This is a genomic window from Bacillus sp. FJAT-14266, from assembly GCF_001719225.1.
Lineage (GTDB): Bacteria > Bacillota > Bacilli > Bacillales > Bacillaceae > Bacillus > Bacillus subtilis.
Window position 1 is genome coordinate 860,188 of sequence record NZ_CP017072.1, and the last position, 24,549, is coordinate 884,736.

Annotated in this window: 23 protein-coding genes; 17 read left to right on the forward strand and 6 right to left on the reverse strand. The window is 46.2% G+C overall.

What is annotated here, in order from left to right; genetic code table 11:
* Nucleotides 1–54: 54 nt before the first annotated feature.
* The 3 genes from aspP to sacB form a co-directional block, all read right to left on the reverse strand.
* A complete protein-coding gene (aspP, locus tag BGM23_RS04495; protein WP_003228228.1) occupies nucleotides 55–1,617 on the reverse strand; it encodes an aspartate/proton symporter AspP in 1,563 nt (520 codons plus the stop codon).
* A gap of 106 nt (nucleotides 1,618–1,723) precedes the next feature.
* Nucleotides 1,724–3,274 carry a 2,6-beta-fructan 6-levanbiohydrolase gene (levB, locus tag BGM23_RS04500; protein ID WP_003243729.1) on the reverse strand — a complete coding sequence of 517 codons (1,551 nt, stop codon included), beginning with the start codon at nucleotides 3,272–3,274 and terminating at the stop codon, nucleotides 1,724–1,726.
* Between the two features lie 73 nt (nucleotides 3,275–3,347).
* Nucleotides 3,348–4,769: a levansucrase gene (gene sacB / locus BGM23_RS04505; protein WP_001022105.1), complete on the reverse strand. Its 1,422-nt coding sequence runs from the start codon at nucleotides 4,767–4,769 to the stop codon at nucleotides 3,348–3,350.
* A gap of 538 nt (nucleotides 4,770–5,307) precedes the next feature.
* Here sacB and BGM23_RS04510 point away from each other — a divergent pair.
* The 4 genes from BGM23_RS04510 to padC all read left to right on the forward strand — a co-directional run bounded on the left by BGM23_RS04510 (nucleotide 5,308) and on the right by padC (nucleotide 8,456).
* Nucleotides 5,308–6,663, forward strand: coding sequence for a serine hydrolase (locus tag BGM23_RS04510; RefSeq protein ID WP_029725960.1), 1,356 nt, complete (start codon nucleotides 5,308–5,310; stop codon nucleotides 6,661–6,663).
* 15 nt (nucleotides 6,664–6,678) lie between these two features.
* Nucleotides 6,679–7,362, forward strand: coding sequence for a broad specificity amino-acid racemase RacX (racX, locus tag BGM23_RS04515; RefSeq protein ID WP_029725959.1), 684 nt, complete (start codon nucleotides 6,679–6,681; stop codon nucleotides 7,360–7,362).
* A gap of 130 nt (nucleotides 7,363–7,492) precedes the next feature.
* Nucleotides 7,493–7,948, forward strand: a complete 456-nt coding sequence (locus BGM23_RS04520; protein ID WP_029725958.1) for a DUF3237 domain-containing protein — start codon at nucleotides 7,493–7,495, stop codon at nucleotides 7,946–7,948.
* 22 nt (nucleotides 7,949–7,970) lie between these two features.
* Nucleotides 7,971–8,456, forward strand: coding sequence for a phenolic acid decarboxylase (padC, locus tag BGM23_RS04525; RefSeq protein ID WP_003228238.1), 486 nt, complete (start codon nucleotides 7,971–7,973; stop codon nucleotides 8,454–8,456).
* A gap of 26 nt (nucleotides 8,457–8,482) precedes the next feature.
* Here padC and BGM23_RS04530 read toward each other — a convergent pair whose 3' ends face one another.
* From BGM23_RS04530 to slrR, 3 genes are all read right to left on the reverse strand, one after another.
* A complete protein-coding gene (locus BGM23_RS04530; protein WP_015714752.1) occupies nucleotides 8,483–8,674 on the reverse strand; it encodes a hypothetical protein in 192 nt (63 codons plus the stop codon).
* Between the two features lie 2 nt (nucleotides 8,675–8,676).
* Nucleotides 8,677–10,146: a para-nitrobenzyl esterase gene (gene pnbA / locus BGM23_RS04535; protein ID WP_015714751.1), complete on the reverse strand. Its 1,470-nt coding sequence runs from the start codon at nucleotides 10,144–10,146 to the stop codon at nucleotides 8,677–8,679.
* A gap of 74 nt (nucleotides 10,147–10,220) precedes the next feature.
* Nucleotides 10,221–10,679: an HTH-type transcriptional regulator SlrR gene (gene slrR / locus BGM23_RS04540; protein WP_003228245.1), complete on the reverse strand. Its 459-nt coding sequence runs from the start codon at nucleotides 10,677–10,679 to the stop codon at nucleotides 10,221–10,223.
* A 245-nt stretch (nucleotides 10,680–10,924) separates the two neighbouring features.
* On the opposite strand from slrR, the gene BGM23_RS04545 reads away from it, so the two are divergent.
* The 13 genes from BGM23_RS04545 to BGM23_RS04605 all read left to right on the forward strand — a co-directional run bounded on the left by BGM23_RS04545 (nucleotide 10,925) and on the right by BGM23_RS04605 (nucleotide 24,547).
* On the forward strand, nucleotides 10,925–11,629 hold the full coding sequence (locus BGM23_RS04545; RefSeq protein ID WP_003228247.1) for a YveK family protein: 705 nt from the start codon (nucleotides 10,925–10,927) through the stop codon (nucleotides 11,627–11,629).
* Between the two features lie 5 nt (nucleotides 11,630–11,634).
* Nucleotides 11,635–12,318 carry a protein tyrosine kinase EpsB gene (gene epsB / locus BGM23_RS04550; RefSeq protein ID WP_003228249.1) on the forward strand — a complete coding sequence of 228 codons (684 nt, stop codon included), beginning with the start codon at nucleotides 11,635–11,637 and terminating at the stop codon, nucleotides 12,316–12,318.
* 234 nt (nucleotides 12,319–12,552) lie between these two features.
* A complete protein-coding gene (locus tag BGM23_RS04555; RefSeq protein WP_171518537.1) occupies nucleotides 12,553–14,373 on the forward strand; it encodes a polysaccharide biosynthesis protein in 1,821 nt (606 codons plus the stop codon).
* Between the two features lie 11 nt (nucleotides 14,374–14,384).
* Entirely contained in the window at nucleotides 14,385–15,530 is a 1,146-nt protein-coding gene (locus tag BGM23_RS04560; RefSeq protein WP_046663976.1) for a glycosyltransferase family 4 protein, read from the forward strand.
* Nucleotides 15,527–16,363 carry a glycosyltransferase EpsE gene (gene epsE, locus BGM23_RS04565; RefSeq protein WP_003228255.1) on the forward strand — a complete coding sequence of 279 codons (837 nt, stop codon included), beginning with the start codon at nucleotides 15,527–15,529 and terminating at the stop codon, nucleotides 16,361–16,363. Before BGM23_RS04560 ends, epsE begins: the two co-directional genes overlap by 4 nt.
* A complete protein-coding gene (locus BGM23_RS04570; RefSeq protein WP_015714750.1) occupies nucleotides 16,356–17,510 on the forward strand; it encodes a glycosyltransferase family 1 protein in 1,155 nt (384 codons plus the stop codon). Before epsE ends, BGM23_RS04570 begins: the two co-directional genes overlap by 8 nt.
* Entirely contained in the window at nucleotides 17,507–18,610 is a 1,104-nt protein-coding gene (epsG, locus tag BGM23_RS04575) for a biofilm exopolysaccharide biosynthesis protein EpsG (RefSeq protein WP_015714749.1), read from the forward strand. The genes BGM23_RS04570 and epsG overlap by 4 nt, the downstream gene beginning before the upstream one ends.
* A 24-nt stretch (nucleotides 18,611–18,634) precedes the next feature.
* Nucleotides 18,635–19,669, forward strand: coding sequence for a glycosyltransferase family 2 protein (locus BGM23_RS04580; protein ID WP_046663975.1), 1,035 nt, complete (start codon nucleotides 18,635–18,637; stop codon nucleotides 19,667–19,669).
* Nucleotides 19,670–19,673: 4 nt separating this feature from the next.
* A complete protein-coding gene (locus BGM23_RS04585; RefSeq protein WP_046663974.1) occupies nucleotides 19,674–20,750 on the forward strand; it encodes a polysaccharide pyruvyl transferase family protein in 1,077 nt (358 codons plus the stop codon).
* Nucleotides 20,747–21,781, forward strand: a complete 1,035-nt coding sequence (locus tag BGM23_RS04590) for a glycosyltransferase (protein WP_046663973.1) — start codon at nucleotides 20,747–20,749, stop codon at nucleotides 21,779–21,781. The genes BGM23_RS04585 and BGM23_RS04590 overlap by 4 nt, the downstream gene beginning before the upstream one ends.
* The gene (locus tag BGM23_RS04595; RefSeq protein ID WP_029725955.1) at nucleotides 21,778–23,295 is read left to right on the forward strand and encodes an MATE family efflux transporter; all 1,518 of its coding nucleotides are present in this window, start codon (nucleotides 21,778–21,780) and stop codon (nucleotides 23,293–23,295) included. The genes BGM23_RS04590 and BGM23_RS04595 overlap by 4 nt, the downstream gene beginning before the upstream one ends.
* The gene (locus BGM23_RS04600; RefSeq protein ID WP_014480945.1) at nucleotides 23,292–23,900 is read left to right on the forward strand and encodes a sugar transferase; all 609 of its coding nucleotides are present in this window, start codon (nucleotides 23,292–23,294) and stop codon (nucleotides 23,898–23,900) included. Before BGM23_RS04595 ends, BGM23_RS04600 begins: the two co-directional genes overlap by 4 nt.
* A complete protein-coding gene (locus tag BGM23_RS04605; RefSeq protein WP_029725954.1) occupies nucleotides 23,897–24,547 on the forward strand; it encodes an acetyltransferase in 651 nt (216 codons plus the stop codon). The genes BGM23_RS04600 and BGM23_RS04605 overlap by 4 nt, the downstream gene beginning before the upstream one ends.
* Nucleotides 24,548–24,549: the final 2 nt, after the last annotated feature.

Genomic DNA, 24,549 nt, shown 5'->3' on the forward strand with positions numbered 1-24,549 from the left:
TCGCGTGTATGTATGTTTGTAAAGAATAAAGAAGCAAGAAAACCTCTTGCTTCTTTATTTATCGTAATCAATGGCGGCTTTTGGGAGCCCGGTATACTTTGCCCAGTAATAAATCGCAAGTGAGCCGATCGCGACTAAAATGAGGTCGACGGGATTGCTGATAATCCCTAAACCATGTCCGAAAGAACCGATGTAGGAAAAGATCAGCATCATAATATAAAACCCGATAAGCCACCAGGCTGATTTCAGCTGCTGAGCGAGGCTGACATCTTCTTTAGGCGTATATTTGCTGAAACAGAGATAGATCAAAAACATCACGAGTTGTGAACCGAGCAGCCAGGAGACTGTTTTCCATCCTGACCAGTACACGATAAACGCTGTAAATATAAAGGAAAGCGGCCCGATAATGCTCATTCCCTTTAAATAAAACGGCCTGTTTAAGTCCTTCGCGTTGACCCTCAGCGCAGCTGAAGAAATGGGTGCAATCGCATATGAAAGAATGAGCGCGACTGAACAGACATTGACGAGCGCATTCCACGAAGGAAAGGGAAGTGTCCAGAAAATGGACAGGGCAAACGAAAGCCAAAGCGATGCGCGGGGTGTCCCCGTATCTTTATTGACCTTTGAGAATATGCCAAATAATGTGCCGTTACGCGCCCAGGCGTAAACAAGGCGGGATGTCGTATTCATAAAGATATTCCCGTTTCCTCCGGGAGACAGAATGGCGTCTAAAATGACAAGCGTTGCAAGCCAGCCTAATCCGAGCATGACCGCAATATCCTTAAACGGCAATGAGAACTCCCGGCCAATTGCGGGCCAGCCATGTTTCAGTGTTTCTGTCGGGATTGCACCAATAAAGGTGACCTGCAAAACAGTATAAATGATGGTTGAAACGATGATGCAAATGATTAAAGCGATCGGGATATTGCGTTTTGGATTTTGGACTTCACCTGCTACAGATACAATCGGGTGCAGGCCGAGATACGCAAACATGACGCCGCCTGTCGAGATTGCAGCCTGAATACCTGTAAATCCAAACGGTGCAAATCCTTGAACGGATAAATTCTCCGGCTGAAAATGAAAGATCAGCACAATAATGATGGTAATCGGCACAATATATTTAAAAATCGATATGATGAAATTCGCCTTAGCGAAGGTTTTGACGCTCCAATAATTCAGCAGGAAAAACAAGCATAATAGGGCAAACTGCAAGATCCAGCCGGAAATGGTCGGCGAATCAGACCCTTTAATGGTCAGGCCGGGAAACCAATAGGCCACATACTGGCGCACAGCTGTCACTTCAATTGAAATCAAGCTTGTATAAGCGACAATCGTGACAAACGAAATTAAGTAGCCGACAAGGTGGCCATGTGAATAAACGGGGTATCGAATGATGCCTCCGGTACGGGGCAGAGCGGCTCCGAGCTCCGCATATACGAGCCCGATTAACAAAATAATGGCTCCTCCGAGGATCCAGGAAAAAGCGCCGGAGGGCCCTGCTTTTGAAGCGACATTACTGACAGCGAACAGCCACGCTGATCCAAAGATGGCTCCCATCCCAATCAAAATCAGATCAAACAGCGACATTGATTTTTGAAAATTTCCTTGTTTAGACATTCGCTTCCTCCTTTGAAACCAGCCTTATATTTCTTACAATGCCCAATATGTAACAGAGAATACCGCTCCTAATAAAAAAACAGGGCAGCCTGCGCTGCCCCTGTTTTTATTCATGAATCGAATCAAAGTGTTTCACTGTTATATTTTTGAAGGAGGCTGTGCCGCCGTCAGAATAAAGGGTAATTCCTTTATCTTCAGGCTTTGGGAAGACTTCATTTGAAAAAACGGTTTTCCCGTCGCCAACAAATACTTCTATCGTTGTTTTATCGACAAGTATTTTCAAATGCACCTTACGTTTGTTTACATCATAAGGAGCTTTGCTTTCGACATAGGTATTGCTTTTGTCAGGCTGATTTGTGGCTGCTCTATTGACATAAGCATAGCCGCCTTCAGCGAAAATACCGACATCAATATGGCGTTTTTGGTCTTCTGATTCTCTGAGCCTGACGCCTGCATTCTTTAGCTCTGACCAAGAAAGATCCGTATCAAGCTGGTACGTATCACCTGTTATCGACAATGTTTTTGATCCGTTCACATCCTGATCCTCTATTTCGTCAGTTGAAACAGTCAGCTGCTCCAAAGCTTCAATCGGCTGTGAGACGAGGCTGTATGTTCCATCCTGCTCCTTCAGCCGGAGTTCGCGTATGACAGAATCTGTGCCGTTAAAGCCGTTCTTCATTGTCGGGGTGTTGTTGGCATAATCCCAATTGTTCATCCAGGCAAGCGCATACCGCTTTTCTAATGGATCTGTGCTTTTGCTGTCTTCGAACGTCACACCGCCATACCAGTCGAAGCCATAGTCAAGCCATTGGGCTTCAGTCTGATCCGCTTTGAATTCTTTTCCGTCGAAGCTTCCGGTCCAGTAGGCGTACGTATTTGGTTTGCCCCACGGTTTGCCATTCGCGCTGGCACCGAGAACCCACTTATTCGTTCCGTCGCTTGCCCGCATCATGTAGAGGTCGGGACATTCCACCATTCCCGCCTGTTCTGGGAAGAATCCGCTTGTGTAATGCCAGTCCTTAAGATTATCGGATTCATAAAAGCCGATTTTTGATCCTTCAGCCATGACCATGACCCATTTGTTATCCTGGTCATCCCATATGACTTTCGGATCTCTGAAATCGTCTGTACCCGGATTAGGCATAACGGGGTTGCCACTGTAGAATTTGAATGATTTTCCCTTATCTGTGCTGTACCACAAATATTGTTCCTGTTTTTTGTCTTTGGCTGAGGGCTGTGTCACAATCGCGACAAGCGCATTTTTCCCAAAGCCGGCTGTGTTCTCTTTATCAACCACGACGGAACCGGTCCAAATGTCACCGTCCGGGTTTGTATATTTCGGAATCGCCACGCCTTCATCGGTCCAGTGCACCAAATCCTCTGAGACGGCATGGCGCCATTCTGTGCCGTTGCCTTTTGGGTAATCCCGGTTATATAGATAGAAATAATGATACTTGCCATCAAAATAGATCGGTTTTTGAGGGTCATTTTTCCATTTATCCGGCGTCGTAAAATGATATGCCGCCCGGTAGTCCGGCTTCTGTTTTGATTTTGTTTTTTGGTCATGTTCTTCTTTTGGAAATAAGTCGATAAACAGCAATATTCCTAAAAAGGTTAGGAATACGGTTAGCCATTTGCCTGCTTTTATATAGTTCATATGGGATTCACCTTTATGTTGATAAGAAATAAAAGAAAATGCCAATAGGATATCGGCATTTTCTTTTGCGTTTTTATTTGTTAACTGTTAATTGTCCTTGTTCAAGGATGCTGTCTTTGACAACAGATGTTTTCTTGCCTTTGATGTTCAGCAGGAAGCTTGGCGCAAACGTTGATTGTTTGTCTGCGTAGAATCCTCTGTTTGTCATATAGCTTGTAATCACGACATTGTTTCCTTTCGCTTGAGGTACAGCGAAGTGTGAGTAAGTAAAGGTTACATCGTTAGGATCAAGATCCATTTTTAACACAAGGCCAGTTTTGTTCAGCGGCTTGTATGGGCCAGTTAAAGAATTAGAAACATAGCCAAGCATGTAAATATCGTTAGACGTAATGCCGTCAATCGTCATTTTTGACCCGCGGGAGTCAGTGAACAGATACCATTTGCCGTTCATTTTAAAGACGTTCGCGCGTTCAATTTCATCTGTTACTGTGTTAGATGCAATCAGCGGTTTCATCACTTTTTTCAGTGTGTAATCATCGTTTAGCTCAATCATACCGAGAGCGCCGTTAGCTAATTCAGCAGTGCGCTTTTTATCACTTTGCAGAAGCTTTTGACTTTCTTGACGGAAGAATGATGTGCTTTTGCCATAGTATGCTTTGTTAAATAAAGATTCTTCGCCTTGGTAGCCATCTTCAGTTCCAGTGTTTGCTTCAAATACTAAGTATTTGTGGCCTTTATCTTCTACGTAGTGAGGATCTCTCAGCGTATGGTTGTCGCCTGAGCTGTAGTTGCCTTCATCGATGAACTGCTGTACATTTTGATACGTTTTGCCGTCACCGTCAAAGATTGATTTATAATCCTCTACACCGTTGATGTTCAGAGAGCTGTCTGATGCTGATACGTTAACCTGTGCAGTTGTCAGTGTTTGTTTGCCGTAATGTTTACCGGAGAAATCAGTGTAGAATAAACGGATTTTTCCGTCAGATGTAAATGTGGCTGAACCTGACCATTCTTGCGTTTGGTCTTTTAGGATAGAATCATTTGCATCGAATTTGTCGCTGTCTTTAAAGACGCGGCCAGCGTTTTTCCAGCTGTCAATAGAAGTTTCGCCGACTTTTTGATAGAACATGTAAATCGATGTGTCATCCGCATTTTTAGGATCTCCGGCTAATGCAAAGACGATGTGGTAGCCATGATAGTTTGCGACAGTGCCGTCAGCGTTTTGTAATGGCCAGCTGTCCCAAACGTCCAGGCCTTTTGCAGAAGAGATATTTTTAATTGTGGACGAATCGAATTCAGGAACTTGATATTTTTCATTTTTTTGCTGTTCAGGGATTTGCAGCATATCATGGCGTGTAATATGGGAAATGCCGTATGTTTCCTTATATGGCTTTTGGTTCGTTTCTTTCGCAAACGCTTGAGTTGCGCCTCCTGCCAGCAGTGCGGTAGTAAAGGTTAATACTGTTGCTTGTTTTGCAAACTTTTTGATGTTCATCGTTCATGTCTCCTTTTTTATGTACTGTGTTAGCGGTCTGCTTCTTCCAGCCCTCCTGTTTGAAGATGGCAAGTTAGTTACGCACAATAAAAAAAGACCTAAAATATGTAAGGGGTGACGCCAAAGTATACACTTTGCCCTTTACACATTTTAGGTCTTGCCTGCTTTATCAGTAACAAACCCGCGCGATTTACTTTTCGACCTCATTCTATTAGACTCTCGTTTGGATTGCAACTGGTCTATTTTCCTCTTTTGTTTGATAGAAAATCATAAAAGGATTTGCGGTCTACGGGCCTAAAGAACTAAAAAATCTATCTGTTTCTTTTCATTCTCTGTATTTTTTATAGCTTCTGTTGCATGGGCATAAAGTTGCCTTTTTAATCATAATTCAGAAAATATCATAATATCTCATTTCACTAAATAGTAGTGAACCGCAGGTATATGTGATGGGTTAAAAAGGATCTCTAACTGAAGGGTTTTTCAAAATATTTGAAACGTTAGTAGGTTAGTAACGTACAGAGATATGGGAGGTGGAGGAATGAAACAGAATAAAAGAAAGCATCTTCAGACATTATTTGAGACATTAGGCGAAAAACATCAGTTTAACGGGACGGTTCTGGCTGCGGAGGGTGGCGATATTTTATATCACCACTCTTTTGGCTATGCGGAAATGACGGAAAAACGCCCGTTGAAAACCAACTCTTTGTTTGAGTTAGCGTCTTTGTCAAAGCCTTTTACAGCATTGGGAATCATCTTGCTGGAGGAGAAGGGGATTCTTGGCTATGAGGATAAAGTGGATCGCTGGCTGCCCGGTTTTCCGTATCAGGGCGTAACGATTCGGCATTTATTGAACCATACGTCAGGGCTTCCTGATTATATGGGATGGTTTTTTGCCAATTGGGATTCACACAAGATTGCGGTGAATCAGGATATTGTCGATATGCTGATGAATGAGGGGCTATCTGGTTATTTTGAACCGAATGAAGGCTGGATGTACAGCAATACGGGGTATGTGCTGCTGGCGGTTATCATTGAAAAAGCATCTGGCATGAGCTATGCGGATTTTATGAAAACAAGTATTTTTTCACCGATCGGCATGAATGAAACAAGAGTGTATAACAGGAGGCTTTCGCCTGAGCGAATTGATCATTATGCATATGGATATGTGTATGATGTACATTCCGAAACATACGTCCTCCCTGATGAGCTGGAGGAAACGAACTATGTTGTGTATCTCGATGGCATACAGGGAGATGGGACGGTGAACTCTGTCACAAGCGATTTGTTTCGATTTGATCAGGCTTTATATCAGGACGATTTCATCAGCAAGGCTTCTAAGGAATCTGCGTTTTCTCCAGTGCGCCTCAACAATGGAGAAACAATTGATTATGGCTTTGGCTGGGTACTGCAAAATAGTCCTGAAAAAGGGCGGATTGTCAGCCACAGCGGAGGATGGCCCGGCTATTCGACGTTGATGATCCGATATATCGATCATCGTAAAACACTGATCTATTTGAGTAATAAGGAAGAGGATACTGAATATGAACAAGCGATTCTGAAGGCGGCGGAACATATTCTATTTGGCCAGCCATATGAGGTCCCGGAACGTCCTGCTGATAAAAAGAAAAAAGCAATTGATACGGCGATATACAGCCGCTATGTTGGCAGCTACCTGTTGCAGGATGGAACGGCTGCACAGGTGACAGCCGAGAATGAACGGCTTTATTTGGAGATCACCGGACAGCTGAGACTGGAGTTATTTCCTTCCTCGGAAACCCGTTTCTTTCTGCGAGCATTGTCTGTTGAAGTCGAGTTTATGTTAGGCGGGGATGCTGCGAAAAGCTTTATCCTCTATGAGGATGGCTCAGAAGAAGAAGCGGTCCGTACAAATTAGAAAGGAATGAATTTGATGATCGGAATATTAGCCGGAATGGGGCCGAAATCGACCTCGCCGTTTATTGATAAGGTGATTGATTACTGTCAGAAGCTGTATGGGGCTTCAAACGATATTGACTACCCGCACATGATGATCTATTCATGCCCGACGCCCTTCTATGCAGATCGTCCAATTGACCATGACGAGATGAAAAAAGCGATTATCGACGGAGCGGTAAAGCTCGAGAAAACAGGAGTGGATTTCATTGCGCTGCCTTGTAATACGGCGCATGTCTACTATGAAGAGATTCAGCAGGCATTGTCGGTTCCTATGTTGCATATCGTTGAGGAAACGATAAAAGAGATTCCGCATCCTGCAAAAAAAGCGGTGGTTTTAGGAACAGAGCCAACCATCCAATCCGCCATCTACCAAAAAGTTCTGAAGGCAAATGGACAAGAAGTTGTTCACAAGGACCATTGGCAGCAGGTTGTGAACCAGCTTATCGCCGCAATCAAACAGCCTAATCATATGGAGCATACACAAGCATTGTGGCAGACGCTATATGAAGAAATCAGTCAGCATGCAGACATCATCATTTCAGCCTGCACGGATTTAAATGCGGTGTTAGATCATATTCAAAGTGAGATTCCAATTATAGATTCCTCTGCCTGTCTTGCAAAAAGCACTGTCAGCACATATCTTGCATATCAAAGCTAGCTTCAGACAAGGACTGTCTTCAAACAGTCCTTGTTTTTTTATGTTCCTATTGTTTGACAGTTAACTGCAATAGTGTTAAATTAAACATGTAAATAGTTACATGATTTTTTCTGGAGGTGAGGTGGTTCTCGTGAAGAAGCCGGTTTTAAAACCATTCGCCTCTTTAGAAATCAAGGTTGATCCGCCTATCACGATTGGTGAGACAGGCCTGGGACTGAGACGATTCATTCCGATTCGTTCGGGAACAATAACCGGGGAAGTAAAGGGACGTATTTTGCCGAGCGGTGCCGATTCGCAAATGATTCGCGCTGACGGCAGAAACGATTTATCTGCCAGGTATGTGATCGAAACAGCAGATCATGAACTGATTTACATTGAAAACAATGGAATACGGCAAGTCAGCGAGCCGTTTCGAAAACAAGCGGCAGCCGGGGAAATCATTGATCCGGAGCATGTTTATTTTCGTACGGTACCGACGTTTGAAACAGGCAGTAAAGTCTATCAATGGCTCCATGACCGCTTGTTTATCGGTTCCGCAGAAAGAACCCCTGATTACGTTCGACTAGACATTTATGAAGTGCAGTAAAAGACTAAGGAGAGTGTGAAAAATGGAAAACTTTATCGGAAGCCACATGATTTATACGTATGAAAACGGCTGGGAATACGAGATTTATATTAAAAATGACCATACAATTGATTATAGAATTCATAGCGGAATGGTTGCCGGACGCTGGGTTCGGGATCAGGAAGTGAATATTGTCAAACTGACAGAAGGCGTATATAAAGTGTCTTGGACAGAGCCGACTGGCACGGATGTTTCATTAAACTTTATGCCAAATGAAAAACGCATGCACGGCATTATTTTCTTCCCGAAATGGGTGCATGAACATCCTGAAATTACGGTTTGCTACCAAAATGACCACATTGATTTGATGGAAGAATCCCGCGAAAAATATGAAACGTATCCAAAATACGTTGTACCTGAATTTGCGGAAATTACATTTCTGAAAAATGAAGGAGTCGACAACGAAGAAGTGATTTCGAAGGCTCCTTATGAGGGAATGACAGACGATATTCGCGCGGGAAGATTATAATAAACATAAAAACCCGGAAAAGAGAATTACTTCTCTTTTCCGGGTTTTCTTTTTGCTGAGTATGCGGGAACCATCACAATTCCCACGAAAAACAGTATGATGCCAGTCCAGCGCATAGGCTGGTAATAGACTGTGTCCCGTAAACATACCACGGCCGACAAAATAATGATACAAGCTGCCACAACAATGGCAGCACCAATGTATCCTGTTTTCCCCATATTTATTCTCCTTTTGAAGGGAATAGCTTCTGCCTTTTTTCAGATTCGGGATCGTTTTCGATCGTAATCTCTGAGTCTAAAATCAGCGTCTCTCTCGTTTCTTCATGATACGCCGGCCAATTCACAGCTTCGGTGCTTGGGTTTCCTGTTTTGGCGAATGTGATCCATGCTGATTGTATCGAGTGAGAAAGCTGTTTCACCTCATCCGTAACCTCCGCTTTTGCCATTCGTTCTAATCCGTCCAGATTTCCAAAGACAAAAGGAAGCTCTAATGCGTGAAACGCTTTATTGTACGGCGGCTTCTCCGGGTGCCAATCGAACCGGTACATCCAGACAGGGGCATAATGGGAATGTGCGGATGCATAGGCGACAGCGGGGCGCCAAAATAACAAATCAGTCATCATATGAATTTGGCTTTCCAGAGAACGCGGATACAAATCGGCAGCTTTCTCTGCCAGCGGCTTCCCTAGTAAATACTCGAGCGCTGCATCAAGCGTTTCCTGAGAATGAACGTCTGAATCCGGGGTGAAAAATAAATATCCTTCATCACGGGTTGTTCCGATTAATAGCGGAATGCCGGAAGCGGCCCCTTCTGCGATCGCTTTTTCTGGTTCAGCAGGCAGCGTTTTTGGATCAAGGGCGGGCTGGAAGAACAGCTGAAAGATATTTTCTTTTTCTGCGATCCGAAGCTGATCGGCCGCTTTTAGCAAATCTTCCGCAGAAACCGTATGCAATTTATCCAATTGGCCCTCGTTAATCCCAAGGACCTGTAAAAAGGCTGCCGAGGTGCTCGCCGCTTGTTCTTTCGTCATCGTTCGAGAAGCGCCGCTTTCCATGATTGCTTTCTGGAACAGGCCTTTTGCCGCAGGCATAGCGAGAAGCGCGGCAATGCTCATCCCGCCGGCGGATTCTCCAAATACTGTTACGTTATCGGGATCACCGCCAAACGCTGAAATATTCTCCCGCACCCATTTCAGTGCGGCGACTTGGTCTAAAAGCCCAAGGTTATCGGAATACGCCTCATCAAACGAAGACAAGTGCAAAAAGCCAAACGGCCCCAGCCGATAGTTCAGTGTAACGACAATGACCTCTCCCTGCGCCGCAAGTTTTGATCCGTCATACAATGGCTCACTGCCCGCGCCGAGATAAAAAGCGCCTCCGTGAATCCAAACCATGACAGGCAGGTTTTGGCTTGGAGTGTCAGGCGCAAATACATTGACAAACAAGCAATCCTCGGACTGGCGGGGCAGCTCAGTATACGAAAGTGACAGCAAATCAGACGGCTGCGGGCAAACAGGGCCGTACGCTGTGGCATCAAGGACATCTTCCCACACTTCAGGCGGCTCAGGTGCTTTAAAACGCCATTGTCCGACAGGCGGCTTGGCATAGGGGATGCCTTTCCACTTATGTACGCCGTTTTCCGTTGTGCCTTTTACTTTGCCGTATTGAGTCGTTACTATTTGATGAGTCATTGTGTTCTCTCCCTTTTTCCCCCATTATAAACAGATTTACCCTATAGATGCGAACGTTAGCCCTTAACCGATCATCATCTTCCCATTGTTTTTAAAAAGGATTTGACTTCATGGACAGTCAGACCGATTTCTCTTGCTTCCGCCATCAGCGCTTTCCATTCTTCTATATTGGATTCCGTCAGTTTGCGGTTGCGGTAAGAGGCAGTTTCAGGCTGTTCTTTCTTTAGCCTGTTCGTAAAAGTGAACAATTCTTCCTTTTCCATCCCGGCTTGTACGGCTTGCACTAAATGTACGCGCCATTCTTCTTCACCGCCGCTGATTTTTTCATACATCATTGTTTCTGCGTCAAATAATTCTGTTAATTCAACTTCCAGTGTGGCAGAAACTTTTTTTAAAAATTGAACGGACGGATTCGTGTGAACGCCTCTTTCAATCTTGCTTAAATAGGATTTGGATACGCCTGACTCAACAGCCAGCTGATTAATAGAATAGCCTTTTCTTTTACGGTACAAACGGATAATTCTTCCAATCATAATATGAAATTCTCCTCTATTCCTGTCGTTATTTTGTTCATTATAAAGAATTTTTCGTTCTTTATAAAATTTAAAATAATAAGGGAAGTGCAGTAAATTAGAGGAAAATCATGATTTTGTTCTCTAAAGAGAACTTATTGGCTTATTTTGCAATTTTTAAATAATAACGTTTTCTTTTATAATCCAATCATTAACAGAAAGGGGCGCGGGAAGCCAGCCGCGGGAAGGCTGAAGGCTATGAATACATGAATGAGAATATGAGTTTCAAAGAATTATATGCGATTGTCAGACACAGATTCGTGCTGATTCTGCTCATCACAATCGGCGTCACCCTTATTATGGGTTTTGTGCAATTTAAGGTCATTTCACCGACCTACCAGGCGTCGACACAGGTGCTGGTTCATGAATCAGACGGTGAAGAAAACTCGAATCTCAGTGACATCCAGCGAAATCTTCAGTATAGCAGCACGTTCCAATCGATTATGAAAAGCACTGCCTTGATGGAAGAAGTTAAGGCGGAATTGCACCTATCTGAATCGGCTTCCTCGCTGAAAGGAAAAGTGGTTACCAGCAGTGAAAATGAATCAGAAATTATCAACGTTGCCGTCCAGGATCACGACCCGGCGAAAGCGGCTGAGATTGCGAACACGTTAGTGAACAAGTTTGAAAAAGAAGTAGATGAAAGAATGAATGTACAAGGCGTACATATATTATCAGAGGCGAAGGCTTCTGAAAGCCCGATGATCAAGCCGGCCAGGCTGCGAAATATGGTCATGGCTTTTGGCGCTGCTGTCATGGGCGGCATTACACTGGCATTTTTTCTGCATTTTCTCGATGATACTTGCAAAAGCGCACGGCAGCTCAGCGAGAGAACCGGATTGCCATGCTTAGGCTCCGTTCCTGATGTCCACAAAGGGCGGAATCGTGGGATAAAACATTTCGGGGAGTGAAGCGAGTGATCTTTAGAAAAAAGAAAGCAAGGCGAGGTTTGGCTCAAATATCTGTTTTACACAATAAATCAGTTGTTGCGGAACAATATCGCACCATTCGGACAAACATTGAGTTCTCATCTGTCCAGACCAACTTGCGATCTATCCTCGTCACCTCCTCTGTGCCTGGTGAAGGTAAATCGTTCAGTGCAGCGAATCTTGCGGCTGTCTTTGCGCAGCAGCAGGAAAAGAAAGTACTGCTGGTGGATGCCGATTTAAGAAAGCCGACCATCAATCAGACGTTTCAGGTTGATAATGTAACCGGGCTGACAAATGTGCTGGTCGGCAATGCTTCACTCAGTGAGACGGTGCAAAAGACGCCGATCGATAACTTATATGTACTGACAAGCGGGCCGACCCCGCCAAACCCGGCAGAACTGTTGTCTTCAAAAGCAATGGGAGATTTAATATCTGAGATCTATGAACAATTCAGCCTCGTCATCTTTGATTCCCCTCCTCTTTTGGCTGTTGCAGATGCTCAGATTCTAGCAAATCAGACAGACGGCAGCGTGCTCGTCGTTTTAAGCGGAAAAACAAAAACCGATACCGTTCTGAAAGCAAAAGATGCACTGGAACAATCCAATGCGAAGCTGTTAGGCGCTCTTTTAAACAAAAAGAAAATGAAAAAATCGGAACACTATTCCTACTAGTTTTTGTAAAGGTGATGTCTCCTGACCTGTATCAATGGAGGCACTCGGCTCTGCTGTGGGCAGCTGAAGTTGCTGCCTTAGATGCTGGTCGTCGCTGGCGGGGCGTGAGGATGGGTTAAATGCCCACTTATCTGATATATACATAGGACGTGTTGTCGGTTTAGCTGCTGCCGATTTTTTGGAGAGACGAAAACCGCCGCAGCTAAACCGATAAAAGAATTAGGGGGGAAAAGGTTGAGTTACCGGAGAAGACTGTCAATGATTATTGCGCTGGATACTTACCTCGTTTTAAATTCAGTTATTGCAGGATATCAATTTTTAAAAGATTCCTATCAATTTTATGACTCCGGAGCATTACTGCTTACCGCTGTCAGCTTGCTCCTCAGCTATCATGTGTGTGCTTTCCTGTTCAATCAGTATAAACAGGTGTGGACATACACCGGACTTGGCGAGCTGATTGTCCTGCTTAAGGGCATTACGCTTTCCGCCGCTGTGACCGGTATCATTCAGTATGCTGTGTATCACACGATGTTCTTCCGTCTGTTAACCGCGTGCTGGGTGCTTCAGCTTTTGTCTATTGGAGGGACCCGTATTTTATCCAGAGTATTAAACGAAAGCATCAGGAAAAAACGCTGCGCCTCGTCCCGCGCGCTGATTATCGGGGCGGGCTCAGGTGGGACTCTGATGGTCAGGCAGCTGCTTTCGAAAGATGAACCTGATATCATACCTGTCGCTTTTATTGATGACGACCAAACGAAGCATAAATTAGAAATTATGGGACTGCCCGTAATCGGCGGTAAAGAAAGTATCATGCCTGCGGTGCAAAAGCTCAAAATTAATTATATTATTATTGCCATTCCTTCACTCCGCACCCATGAGCTTCAGGTGTTATATAAAGAATGTGTGCGAACCGGAGTAAGCATTAAAATTATGCCTCATTTTGATGAAATGCTGCTTGGCACACGAACTGCAGGACAAATCAGAGATGTAAAAGCTGAGGACTTGCTCGGCAGAAAGCCGGTAACCCTCGACACTAGCGAAATTTCGAACCGCATCAAAGGAAAAACAGTTCTCGTCACGGGAGCGGGCGGATCAATCGGCTCGGAAATCTGCCGTCAGATCAGCGCGTTTCAGCCTAAGGAAATTATTCTGCTCGGCCATGGGGAAAACAGCATTCATTCGATTTATACAGAGCTGAACGGACGATTCGGCAAACACATTGTGTTCCATACGGAAATCGCTGATGTGCAGGACCGCGATAAAATGTTTACCTTGATGAAAAAATACGAGCCGCATGTTGTCTATCATGCAGCTGCCCATAAGCATGTGCCTTTAATGGAACACAATCCAGAAGAGGCGGTCAAAAACAATATTATCGGAACAAAAAATGTCGCGGAAGCAGCCGATATGTCGGGAACTGAGACATTCGTGCTGATTTCATCGGACAAAGCGGTGAACCCAGCCAACGTAATGGGGGCGACAAAACGATTCGCAGAGATGATTATTATGAATCTTGGGAAAGTCAGCAGAACCAAATTTGTTGCTGTTCGCTTCGGCAATGTACTCGGGAGCCGCGGCAGCGTCATTCCAATTTTTAAAAAACAGATTGAAAAAGGCGGCCCGGTGACAGTAACACATCCGGCAATGACCCGCTATTTCATGACGATTCCCGAGGCATCAAGGCTTGTGATTCAGGCTGGGGCACTGGCGAAAGGGCGTCAAATTTTCGTTCTCGATATGGGAGAGCCCGTAAAGATTGTGGATCTTGCCAAAAACCTCATTCATTTGTCCGGCTACACGACTGAGCAGGTTCCAATCGAATTCACTGGCATTCGTCCGGGCGAAAAAATGTATGAAGAATTGCTGAACAAAAATGAAGTCCATGCTGAACAAATCTTTCCAAAAATTCACATCGGTAAAGCGGTAGATGGCGATTGGCCGGTGCTGATGCGATTTATCGAGGATTTTCATGAGTTGCCGGAAGCCGACCTGAGAGCGAGGCTGTTTGCGGCAATCAATACATCAGAAGAAATGACGGCTGCCAGCGTTCATTAGGGGGAGTGAAAATGACGAAAAAGATATTGTTTTGTGCGACTGTTGATTATCATTTTAAGGCCTTTCACCTCCCTTATTTTAAATGGTTCAAGCGAATGGGCTGGGAGGTTCATGTCGCCGCGAACGGACAAACCAAGCTGCCGTATGTGGATGAGAAATTCTCCATCCCGATTCGCAGGTCACCTTTTCACCCTCAGAACCTGGCCGTTTATAGGCAGCTGAAGAAAGTGATTGACACCTATGAATACGACATTGTCCATTGCCATACACCGGTCGGCGGCGTTCTCGCCAGACTGGCGGCGAGGCAGGCACGGCGGCACGGAACAAAGGTGCTGTACACAGCGCACGGATTTCACTTCTGCAAAGGGGCACCGATGAAAAATTGGCTTCTTTACTATCCGGTTGAGAAATGGCTTTCAGCATATACAGACTGCCTGATTACGATTAATGAAGAGGATTACATACGGGCGAAAGGACTTCAAAGGCCGGGCGGAAGGACGCAGAAAATTCACGGCATTGGCGTCAACACCGAGCGTTTCCGGCCTGTCAGTCCGATAGAGCAGCAAAGACTCAGAGAAAAGCACGGGTTCCGTGAAGATGATTTTATATTGGTTTATCCGGCTGAGCTCAATCTGAACAAAAACCAGAAGCAGTTAATTGAAGCCGCAGCCTTGCTAAAAGAAAAAATTCCCTCACTCCGCCTTGTGTTTGCCGGGGAAGGGGCAATGGAACATACGTATCAAACGTTAGCTGAAAAGCTTGGTGCCTCCGCCAATGTCTGTTTTTACGGCTTTTGCAGCGACATACATGAGTTGATTCAGCTTGCGGATGTATCTGTCGCATCCAGCATTAGAGAAGGCCTCGGTATGAATGTGCTTGAGGGAATGGCGGCAGAAAAACCGGCGATCGCTACAGATAATCGCGGGCATCGGGAAATCATTCGCGACGGAGAAAACGGTTTTCTGATCAAAATCGGTGACAGTGCTGCTTTTGCCCGCCGGATTGAACAGCTTTACCATAAGCCGGAGCTCTGCCGAAAGCTGGGACAGGAAGGCCGAAAAACAGCCTTGCGCTTCTCGGAGGCGCGAACGGTGGAAGAAATGGCAGATATTTATTCCGCGTACATGGATATGGATACAAAGGAGAAAAGCGTATGAACTCAGGACCGAAAGTTTCTGTCATTATGGGCATTTATAATTGCGAACGCACTTTGGCAGAAAGCATAGAATCCATACTCAGCCAATCCTATAAAAATTGGGAGCTGATTTTGTGCGATGATGCGTCAACAGACGGCACGCTCCGCATCGCGAAGCAGTATGCCGCTCATTACAGCGACCGCATCAAACTGATTCAAAACAAAACAAATAAGCGGCTTGCCGCATCATTAAATCATTGTCTTTCGCATGCGACAGGCGATTATATCGCACGTCAGGACGGAGATGACCTTTCGTTTCCGCGCCGTCTGGAAAAGCAGGTCGCGTTTTTAGAAAAGCACCGACACTATCAGGTGGTTGGCACCGGCATGCTTGTGTTTGATGAATTTGGCGTAAGAGGCACCCGCATTCTGCCTTCTGTTCCGGAGCCGGGCATCATGGCAAAAGGGACTCCATTTTGCCACGGCACGATTATGATGAGAGCGAGTGCCTACCGCACGCTGAAAGGCTACCGGTCGGTGCGGCGGACGAGACGAATGGAAGATATTGATTTGTGGCTTCGCTTTTTTGAAGAGGGCTTCAGGGGCTATAATCTTCAGGAAGCCTTGTATAAAGTGAGGGAAGACAGCGATGCATTCAAACGGCGGTCATTTACGTATTCAATCGACAATGCCATTCTTGTCTATCAGGCGTGCAGACGCTTGAAGCTTCCTTTATCTGATTACATATATATCGCAAAACCGTTAATTCGCGCCTTTATGCCTGCAGCTGTGATGAATCGCTACCACAAAAAAAGAGTGATGAACCAAAAGGAAGGGCTTGTCAAGCATGAATAGCAGCCAAAAGCGCGTGCTCCATGTTCTCAGCGGCATGAACAGGGGCGGCGCGGAAACCATGGTAATGAATTTATATCGGAAGATGGACAAAAGCAAAGTGCAATTTGATTTTTTAACGTATCGAAATGATCCGTGCGCTTATGATGAAGAGATTTTATCATTAGGCGGGCGGCTTTTTTATGTCCCGAGCATTGGGCAAAGCAATCCCCTTACATTTGTGAGGAATGTGAGAAACGCGATAAAAGAAAATGGGCCGTTCAGCGCCGTTCATGCGCACACGGATTTCCAAACGGGTTTTATCGCCCTTGCGGCAAGGCTCGCCGGAGTGCCGGTCAGGGTATGCCACTCCCACAATACGTCTTGGAAGACCGGCTTCAACTGGAAGGATCGATTGCAGCTGCTCGTGTTCAGGCGGCTCATTTTGGCAAATGCGACAGCGCTGTGTGCCTGCGGAGAGGATGCGGGCAGGTTTTTATTTGGACAGTCCAATATGGAGCGGGAGCGTGTTCACCTTCTTCCTAACGGGATTGACCTTGAGTTGTTCGCCCCAAATGGGCAGGCGGCTGATGAAGAAAAAGCAGCACGCGGCATTGCAGCCGACCGGCTCATCATTGGCCATGTGGCCCGGTTTCATGAAGTGAAAAACCACGCGTTCCTGCTGAAACTTGCCGCACATCTCAAAGAAAGAGGCGTTCGCTTTCAGCTCGTTCTGGCGGGAGACGGGCCGTTGCGCGGGGAGATAGAGGAGGAGGCGCGCCGGCAGAATTTGCTTTCAGACGTCCTCTTTTTAGGCACGGAAGAACGGATCCATGAATTGATGCGCACATTTGATGTATTTGTCATGCCGTCTCTGTACGAAGGCTTGCCGGTTGTGCTTGTGGAAGCACAGGCGTCGGGGCTTCCATGCATCATTTCAGACAGCATTACAGAAAAAGTCGACGCCGGTCTCGGGCTTGTCACAAGATTAAGTCTTTCTGAGCCGATCAGCGTCTGGGCTGAAACCATTGCAAGGGCGGCCGCCGCAGGCAGGCCGAAGCGTGAGTTCATCAAAGAAACACTTGCTCAACTTGGCTACGATGCACAGCAAAATGTAGGAGCGCTGCTGAATGTATACAACATCAGCACGGAAAAGGACCATGACCGATGATTGTATATGCCGTCAATATGGGGATTGTATTTATTTGGTCTTGGTTCGCTAAAATGTGCGGCGGCCGTGACGATTCGCTTGCCACGGGGTATCGGCCGAATAAGCTTTTGATCTGGATTCCGCTCGCTTCACTTGTGCTCGTGTCAGGTCTCCGCTATCGAGTCGGCACGGATTTTCAGACGTACACGCTGCTGTACGAATTGGCGGGCGATTATCAAAATGTGTGGCAGATATTCGGTTTCGGCACTGCGAAAACAGCGACAGATCCGGGGTTTACCGCACTCCTTTGGCTGATGAATTTCATCACGGAAGATCCTCAAATCATGTATTTTACGGTGGCGGTCGTGACCTACAGCTTTATTATGAAGACACTCGCCGACTATGGCAGGCCGTTTGAGCTGAGTGTCTTTTTGTTTTTGGGAACCTTTCATTACTACGCGTCTTTTAACGGCATCAGGCAATACATGGTCGCAGCTGCTTTGTTTTGGGCGATCCGTTATATCATCAGCGGGAACTGGAAGCGATATTTCCTGATTGTGCTGGTCAGCTCTCTCTTTCATTCGTCGGCGCTGATTATGATTCCAGTGTACTTTATTGTCAGAAGAAAAGCCTGGTCACCGGCGATATTCGGCCTATCCGCTTTATTTCTCGGCATGACATTTTTATATCAAAAATTTATTTCTGTGTTTGTCGTTGTACTTGAAAACAGCTCATACAGCCATTATGAAAAATGGCTCATGACGAACACAAATGGAATGAATGTGATCAAAATCGCTGTGTTGGTTCTGCCGCTGTTCCTTGCATTTTGCTATAAAGAACGACTGCGGAGTCTGTGGCCGCAAATCGATATTGTCGTTAATTTGTGCCTGCTTGGTTTTTTGTTCGGCCTTTTGGCCACAAAGGACGTGATTTTTGCCAGATTCAATATTTATTTCGGTCTGTATCAAATGATCTTAGTCCCTTATTTTGTCAGGATATTTGATGAAAAATCGAACGCTCTTATCTATATCGCTATCGTTGTTTGTTATTTTCTTTACAGTTATTTGCTTATGCCGGTTGATTCATCGGTTCTGCCTTACAGAACGATTTTTTCCCGGTAATTTATGCACGAGGAGCCGGTCATTATGGAAACACCTGCGGTTAGTCTGTTAGTCGCTGTTTATAACACAGAAACATATATCAGAACGTGTCTCGAATCACTGCGGAACCAGACAGTGGACAATATTGAAATCATCATTGTCAATGACGGTTCAGCTGACGCCAGCCCGGATATCGCAGAAGAATACGCCAAAATGGACAACAGGTTCAAGGTGATTCATCAGGAAAACCAGGGACTCGGTGCGGTTCGGAATAAAGGCATTGAAGCTGCACGCGGCGAATTTATCGCGTTTATCGATTCAGACGATTGGATTGAGCCTGATTATTGCGAGCAGATGCTCCGGACAGCAGGCGATGAAACTGATCTGGTCATTTGCAATTACGCCGCAGAGTTTGAGTACACTGGCAAAACCATGGACTCTGACATTGCCCAAACCTATCAGGATCAGCCGAAGGAGCACTATATCAAGGCGTTATTCGAAGGGAAGGTCAGAGGGTTTTCATGGAACAAACTGTACAGAAGAAGCATGATTGAAGCCCATCGGCTGTCGTTTCCGCTCCGAGGCGAGCTGGAGCATGTCGAGGATCAGTTTTTCAGCTTCAGGGCTCACTTTTTCGCCCGCTCAGTATCCTACGTAAAAACGCCGCTCTATCATTATCGAATTCACCTTTCCTCCATTGTGCAGCGCTATCAGAAAAAATTGTTTGAATCAGGACTTGCGCTGTATGAGGCGAATGCGGCGTTTTTACAGGAGAACAACAAACTGGAGGAGTATCGCAAGGAGCTTGATACCTTTATCGTTCTTCACAGCAGCATCTGTATGCTGAATGAATGGAAAACGAGCGGCAGCCGCCGGCTGTTTGAAAAGCTTAGAAATGTTGGCGTGATATGCGCGGACCCGGTGTTTCAAGAAAGTCTTTCAAAAACGGGTACCGCTCCTTTTGACGCAAAACGGTCATGCCTGCTTCTGATGGCGAAATACAGAATGATTCCGTTCGTCGCTATGGCATCGGCTGTGTATCAGCGGGTGATCGAGTACAAAATGAGAAACAGAGGGTGAGGACATGTCGTTACAATCGTTGAAAATCAATTTTGCAGAATGGCTGCTGCTAAAGGTCAAATACCCGTCCCAATATTGGCTGGGAGCGGCAGATCAACCGGTAAAGGCCGCAGCACATCAGAAAAAAATCATACTGACCCTGCTGCCGTCCCATGACAATTTGGGAGATCACGCAATTGCTTATGCCAGCAAGGCATTTCTTGAGCAAGAATACCCGGACTTTGACATCGTCGAGGTCGATATGAAGGACATTTACAAATCAGCAAAAAACCTGATCCGCTCGCGCCATCCGGAGGATATGGTCTTTATCATCGGCGGCGGAAACATGGGGGATTTATACCGTTATGAGGAGTGGACGCGCCGCTTCATCATTAAAACATTCCATGACTATCGGGTTGTCCAGCTTCCGGCAACGGCTCATTTTTCTGACACGAAAAAGGGGCGCAAAGAGCTGAAACGGGCACAGAAAATTTATAATGCGCACCCCGGCCTATTGCTGATGGCGCGGGATGAAACAACGTATCAATTTATGAAACAGCATTTTCAAGAAAAAACAATTTTGAAGCAGCCGGACATGGTGCTGTATTTAGACAGAAGCAAGGCTCCCGCAGAACGCGAAGGGGTTTATATGTGTTTGCGCGAGGATCAGGAAAGCGTGCTTCAGGAGGAGCAGAGGAACCGGGTCAAGGCTGCGCTATGTGAGGAATTCGGCGAGATCAAATCCTTTACGACAACGATCGGCCGCCGGGTCAGCCGCGATACACGCGAACATGAACTTGAAGCGCTGTGGTCTAAGCTGCAAAGCGCAGAAGCCGTCGTCACTGACAGGCTTCATGGCATGATTTTTTGCGCGCTGACAGGAACGCCGTGTGTTGTCATTCGCTCCTTTGACCATAAGGTGATGGAGGGCTATCAATGGCTTAAAGACATCCCGTTCATGAAGCTGATAGAACATCCGGAGCCAGAGCGCGTAACAGCCGCAGTCAATGAGCTTTTAACAAAAGAAACATCCCGTGCAGGCTTTCCGAGAGATGTGTATTTTAAAGGTCTGCGTGACAAAATCAGCGGTGAAGCGCAATGACCCCGCTCGTCAGCATTATTGTCCCGATGTATAATGTTGAACCATTTATAGAAGAGTGCATGGATTCTTTGCTTCGTCAAACGCTTTCTGATATTGAAATCATCCTCGTGAATGACGGAACACCGGATCGTTCAGGCGAAATTGCAGAGGATTATGCAAAACGGGATGCGAGAATCCGGGTCATTCATCAGGCAAACGGCGGGCTTAGTTCAGCGCGAAATACGGGAATAAAGGCCGCGCGGGGCACTTACATCGGCTTTGTAGACGGAGACGATTATGTATCTTCCGCCATGTTCCAGAGGCTGGCTGAAGAAGCGGAGGAAAATCGGCTCGACATCGTCGGATGTGGTTTTTACAAGCAGTCATCGGACAGGCGGACTTATGTGCCGCCGCAGCTTGAGGCAAACCGCGTGCTGACAAAACGAGAAATGACTGAACGGCTTAAACATGCTCACGAAACGAGATTTATCTGGTATGTATGGCGTTATCTTTACCGCCGTGAGCTTTTTGATAGGGCGAATCTGATGTTTGATGAAGACATCCGTTTTGCTGAAGACTCTCCCTTCAATTTGTCCGCTTTTTGCGAAGCGGAGCGGGTGAAAATGCTTGATGAAGGATTGTACATTTATCGTGAAAACCCGAACAGCCTGACAGAAATCCCTTATAAGCCGGCGATGGATGAACATCTTCAAAAACAATATCAAGCTAAAATCGCATTCTACAATCACTATGGCTTAGCAGGCGCATGCCAAGAAGATTTGAATGTGTATATTTGCAGGCACCAGCTTCCGATGCTTTTGGCAAATGCCTGTGCTTCTCCGAATTCGCCGAAAGACATCAAAAAGAAGATCAGACAGATTTTATCCTATGACATGGTGCGGCAGGCTGTCAGACATACACCGTTTCAGCATGAGAAATTATTAAGAGGAGAGCGCTTGGTATTAGCACTGTGTAAATGGCGGCTCACTTTTCTTATCAAGCTGTTTTTCGAGCATCGGGGGATAATGAAAGGCAGTGCGAAGCAAGCATGAAATTCACAATAAACTTCAGCGCTAATCTCACGGCTTTTCTCTTGTCCGTTTTCCTATCGGTTTGGATGACGCCTTTTATTGTCAAAACGCTCGGTGTGGAAGCGTTTGGCTTTGTTCACTTGACACAAAATGTGATTAATTACTTTTCGATTATTACCGTGGCGCTCAGCTCGGTTGTCGTTCGATTCTTTTCTGTTGCTGCCCACAGGGGAGAGCGGGAGAAAGCAAATGCGTATATCAGCAATTATTTAGCGGCCTCTGTTTTGATTTCATTGCTGCTCTTGCTGCCGCTTGCGGGTTCGGCTTTTTTTATTGACCGCGTCATGAATGTGCCGCAAGCGCTTTTGGCTGATGTGCGTTTGTCGATTTTAATCGGCAGTTTGCTGTTTATTTTAACGTTTCTGATGGCGGGCTTCGGCGCTGCACCATTTTATGCCAACCGCCTTTATATCACCAGTTCCATTCAGGCGGTGCAAATGCTTATACGGGTGCTGTCTGTGCTGCTCCTGTTTGCATGCTTTGCGCCGAAAATCTGGCAGATCCAGCTTGCAGCTTTAGCTGGTGCTGTTATTGCGTCTGTGCTGTCTTTCTATTTCTTCAAAAAGCTGATTCCGTGGTTTTCGTTTCGTATGAAGGATCTTTCATTCCGTACAAGCAAGGAGCTGTTTCAAGCGGGCGCATGGAGCTCCGTCAATCAAATCGGCGTCCTGCTTTTTTTGCAGATTGATCTGTTAACCGCCAATTTGATGCTGGGGGCGTCTGCATCCGGGAAATACGCGGCGATTATCCAGTTTCCGCTGCTTTTGCGCAGCTTGGCCGGAACGGTCGCATCCCTGTTTGCGCCCATCATGACTTCATATTATTCAAAAGGCGATATGGAAGGATTGATGAATTACGCCAATAAGGCAGTAAGGCTCAATGGTCTTTTGCTTGCACTTCCTGCTGCCTTATTGGGCGGATTGGCGGGACCTTTTCTGACAATCTGGCTCGGACCGTCCTTTTCAACGATAGCACCGCTTTTATTTATTCATGCCGGATACTTGGTTGTCAGCCTCGCCTTTATGCCGCTGTTTTATATATGGACCGCTTTTAATCAACAAAAAACACCGGCGATTGTTACCCTGCTGTTAGGTGCGGTGAATGTGGTGCTGGCGGTCACGCTGAGCGGGCCGGCTCATCTCGGTCTGTACGGCATAACATTGGCAGGGGCCATTTCTCTTATTTTAAAAAATGCCATCTTTACGCCGCTTTACGTATCCCGCATTACAGGCTACAAAAAGCACGTGTTCTTTAAAGGCATAATCGGGCCTCTTTCAGCCGCTGTATTTGCCTGGACGGTCTGTAAGGCAATTCAGTTCATTGTGAAGATTGACAGCTGGCCGTCATTGATAGCGACGGGAGTGACAGTCAGCTTTTTCTACGCTGTTTTCGCTTTTATGCTCGTTTGTACAAAAGAGGAAAGACAGCTGGTATTAAAACGGTTTCGAAAAACGAAAGGAGCTGTGAATCTTTGATCCTGAAACGACTTTTTGATCTGACGGCCGCCATTTTTTTGTTGTGCTGTACGAGTGTGATCATTCTGTTCACCATCGCCGTTGTCAGGCTGAAAATAGGATCACCTGTCTTCTTTAAGCAAGTAAGGCCAGGCCTGCACGGCAAACCGTTCACCCTATATAAGTTCCGGACAATGACGGATGAACGGGACAGTGAGGGAAATCTGCTGCCAGATGAAGTCCGGCTGACGAAAACGGGCAGGCTGATCAGAAAGCTGAGCATTGATGAGCTTCCGCAGCTCCTGAATGTCCTGAAGGGCGATCTTAGCCTTGTCGGGCCACGGCCGCTTTTGATGGACTATCTGCCTCTTTATACAGAAAAACAGGCACGGCGCCATGAGGTGAAGCCGGGTATCACAGGCTGGGCGCAAATCAATGGCAGAAACGCGATTTCCTGGGAAAAGAAATTTGAATTAGATGTATGGTACGTTGACAACCGGTCATTTTTTCTCGATTTGAAAATTTTATGTTTGACGGTGCGAAAGGTCCTTGTTTCAGAAGGGATTCAGCAAACCAATCATGTGACCGCAGAACGGTTTACCGGAAGCGGAGATGTGTCCTCATGAAAAACGTGGCCATTGTGGGTGACGGCGGACACGGAAAGGTGATCAGAGAGCTGATAAACGCCCGCTCAGATACGCGCTTAGCCGCGGTGCTGGATGATAAATTCAAAACGTTCGAAGGCGGAAAAGAATGGTACACAGGACCGCCGGAAGCCGTTACTGAACTGCGCAGGCTCATTCCTGATGTGCTGTTTCTGATTGCTGTTGGGAAGAACAGTGTCAGAAAACAGCTGGCGGAGCGACTGGGACTGAGGAAAGATGATTTTATTACATTGATTCACCCGTCAGCCATCGTCAGCAAGTCGGCTGTCATCGGGGAAGGGACAGTGATTATGGCGGGCGCGATCATTCAGGCGGATGCGCGCATCGGCGCTCATTGCATCATCAATACGGGTGCAGTGGCAGAGCACGACAATCAAATCAGCGATTACGTTCATCTGTCCCCGCGTGTCACGCTGTCAGGAGCGGTTTCCGTTCAGGAAGGCGCTCACGTCGGAACTGGTGCATCCGTCATACCGCAGATCACAATCGGGGCTTGGAGCATTGTCGGCGCCGGCTCCGCGGTGATCCATCCCATACCGGACAGGGTAACGGCGGCCGGTGCTCCGGCACGCATCATTTCTTCCATTCAAACATCAAACAAAGGATGATT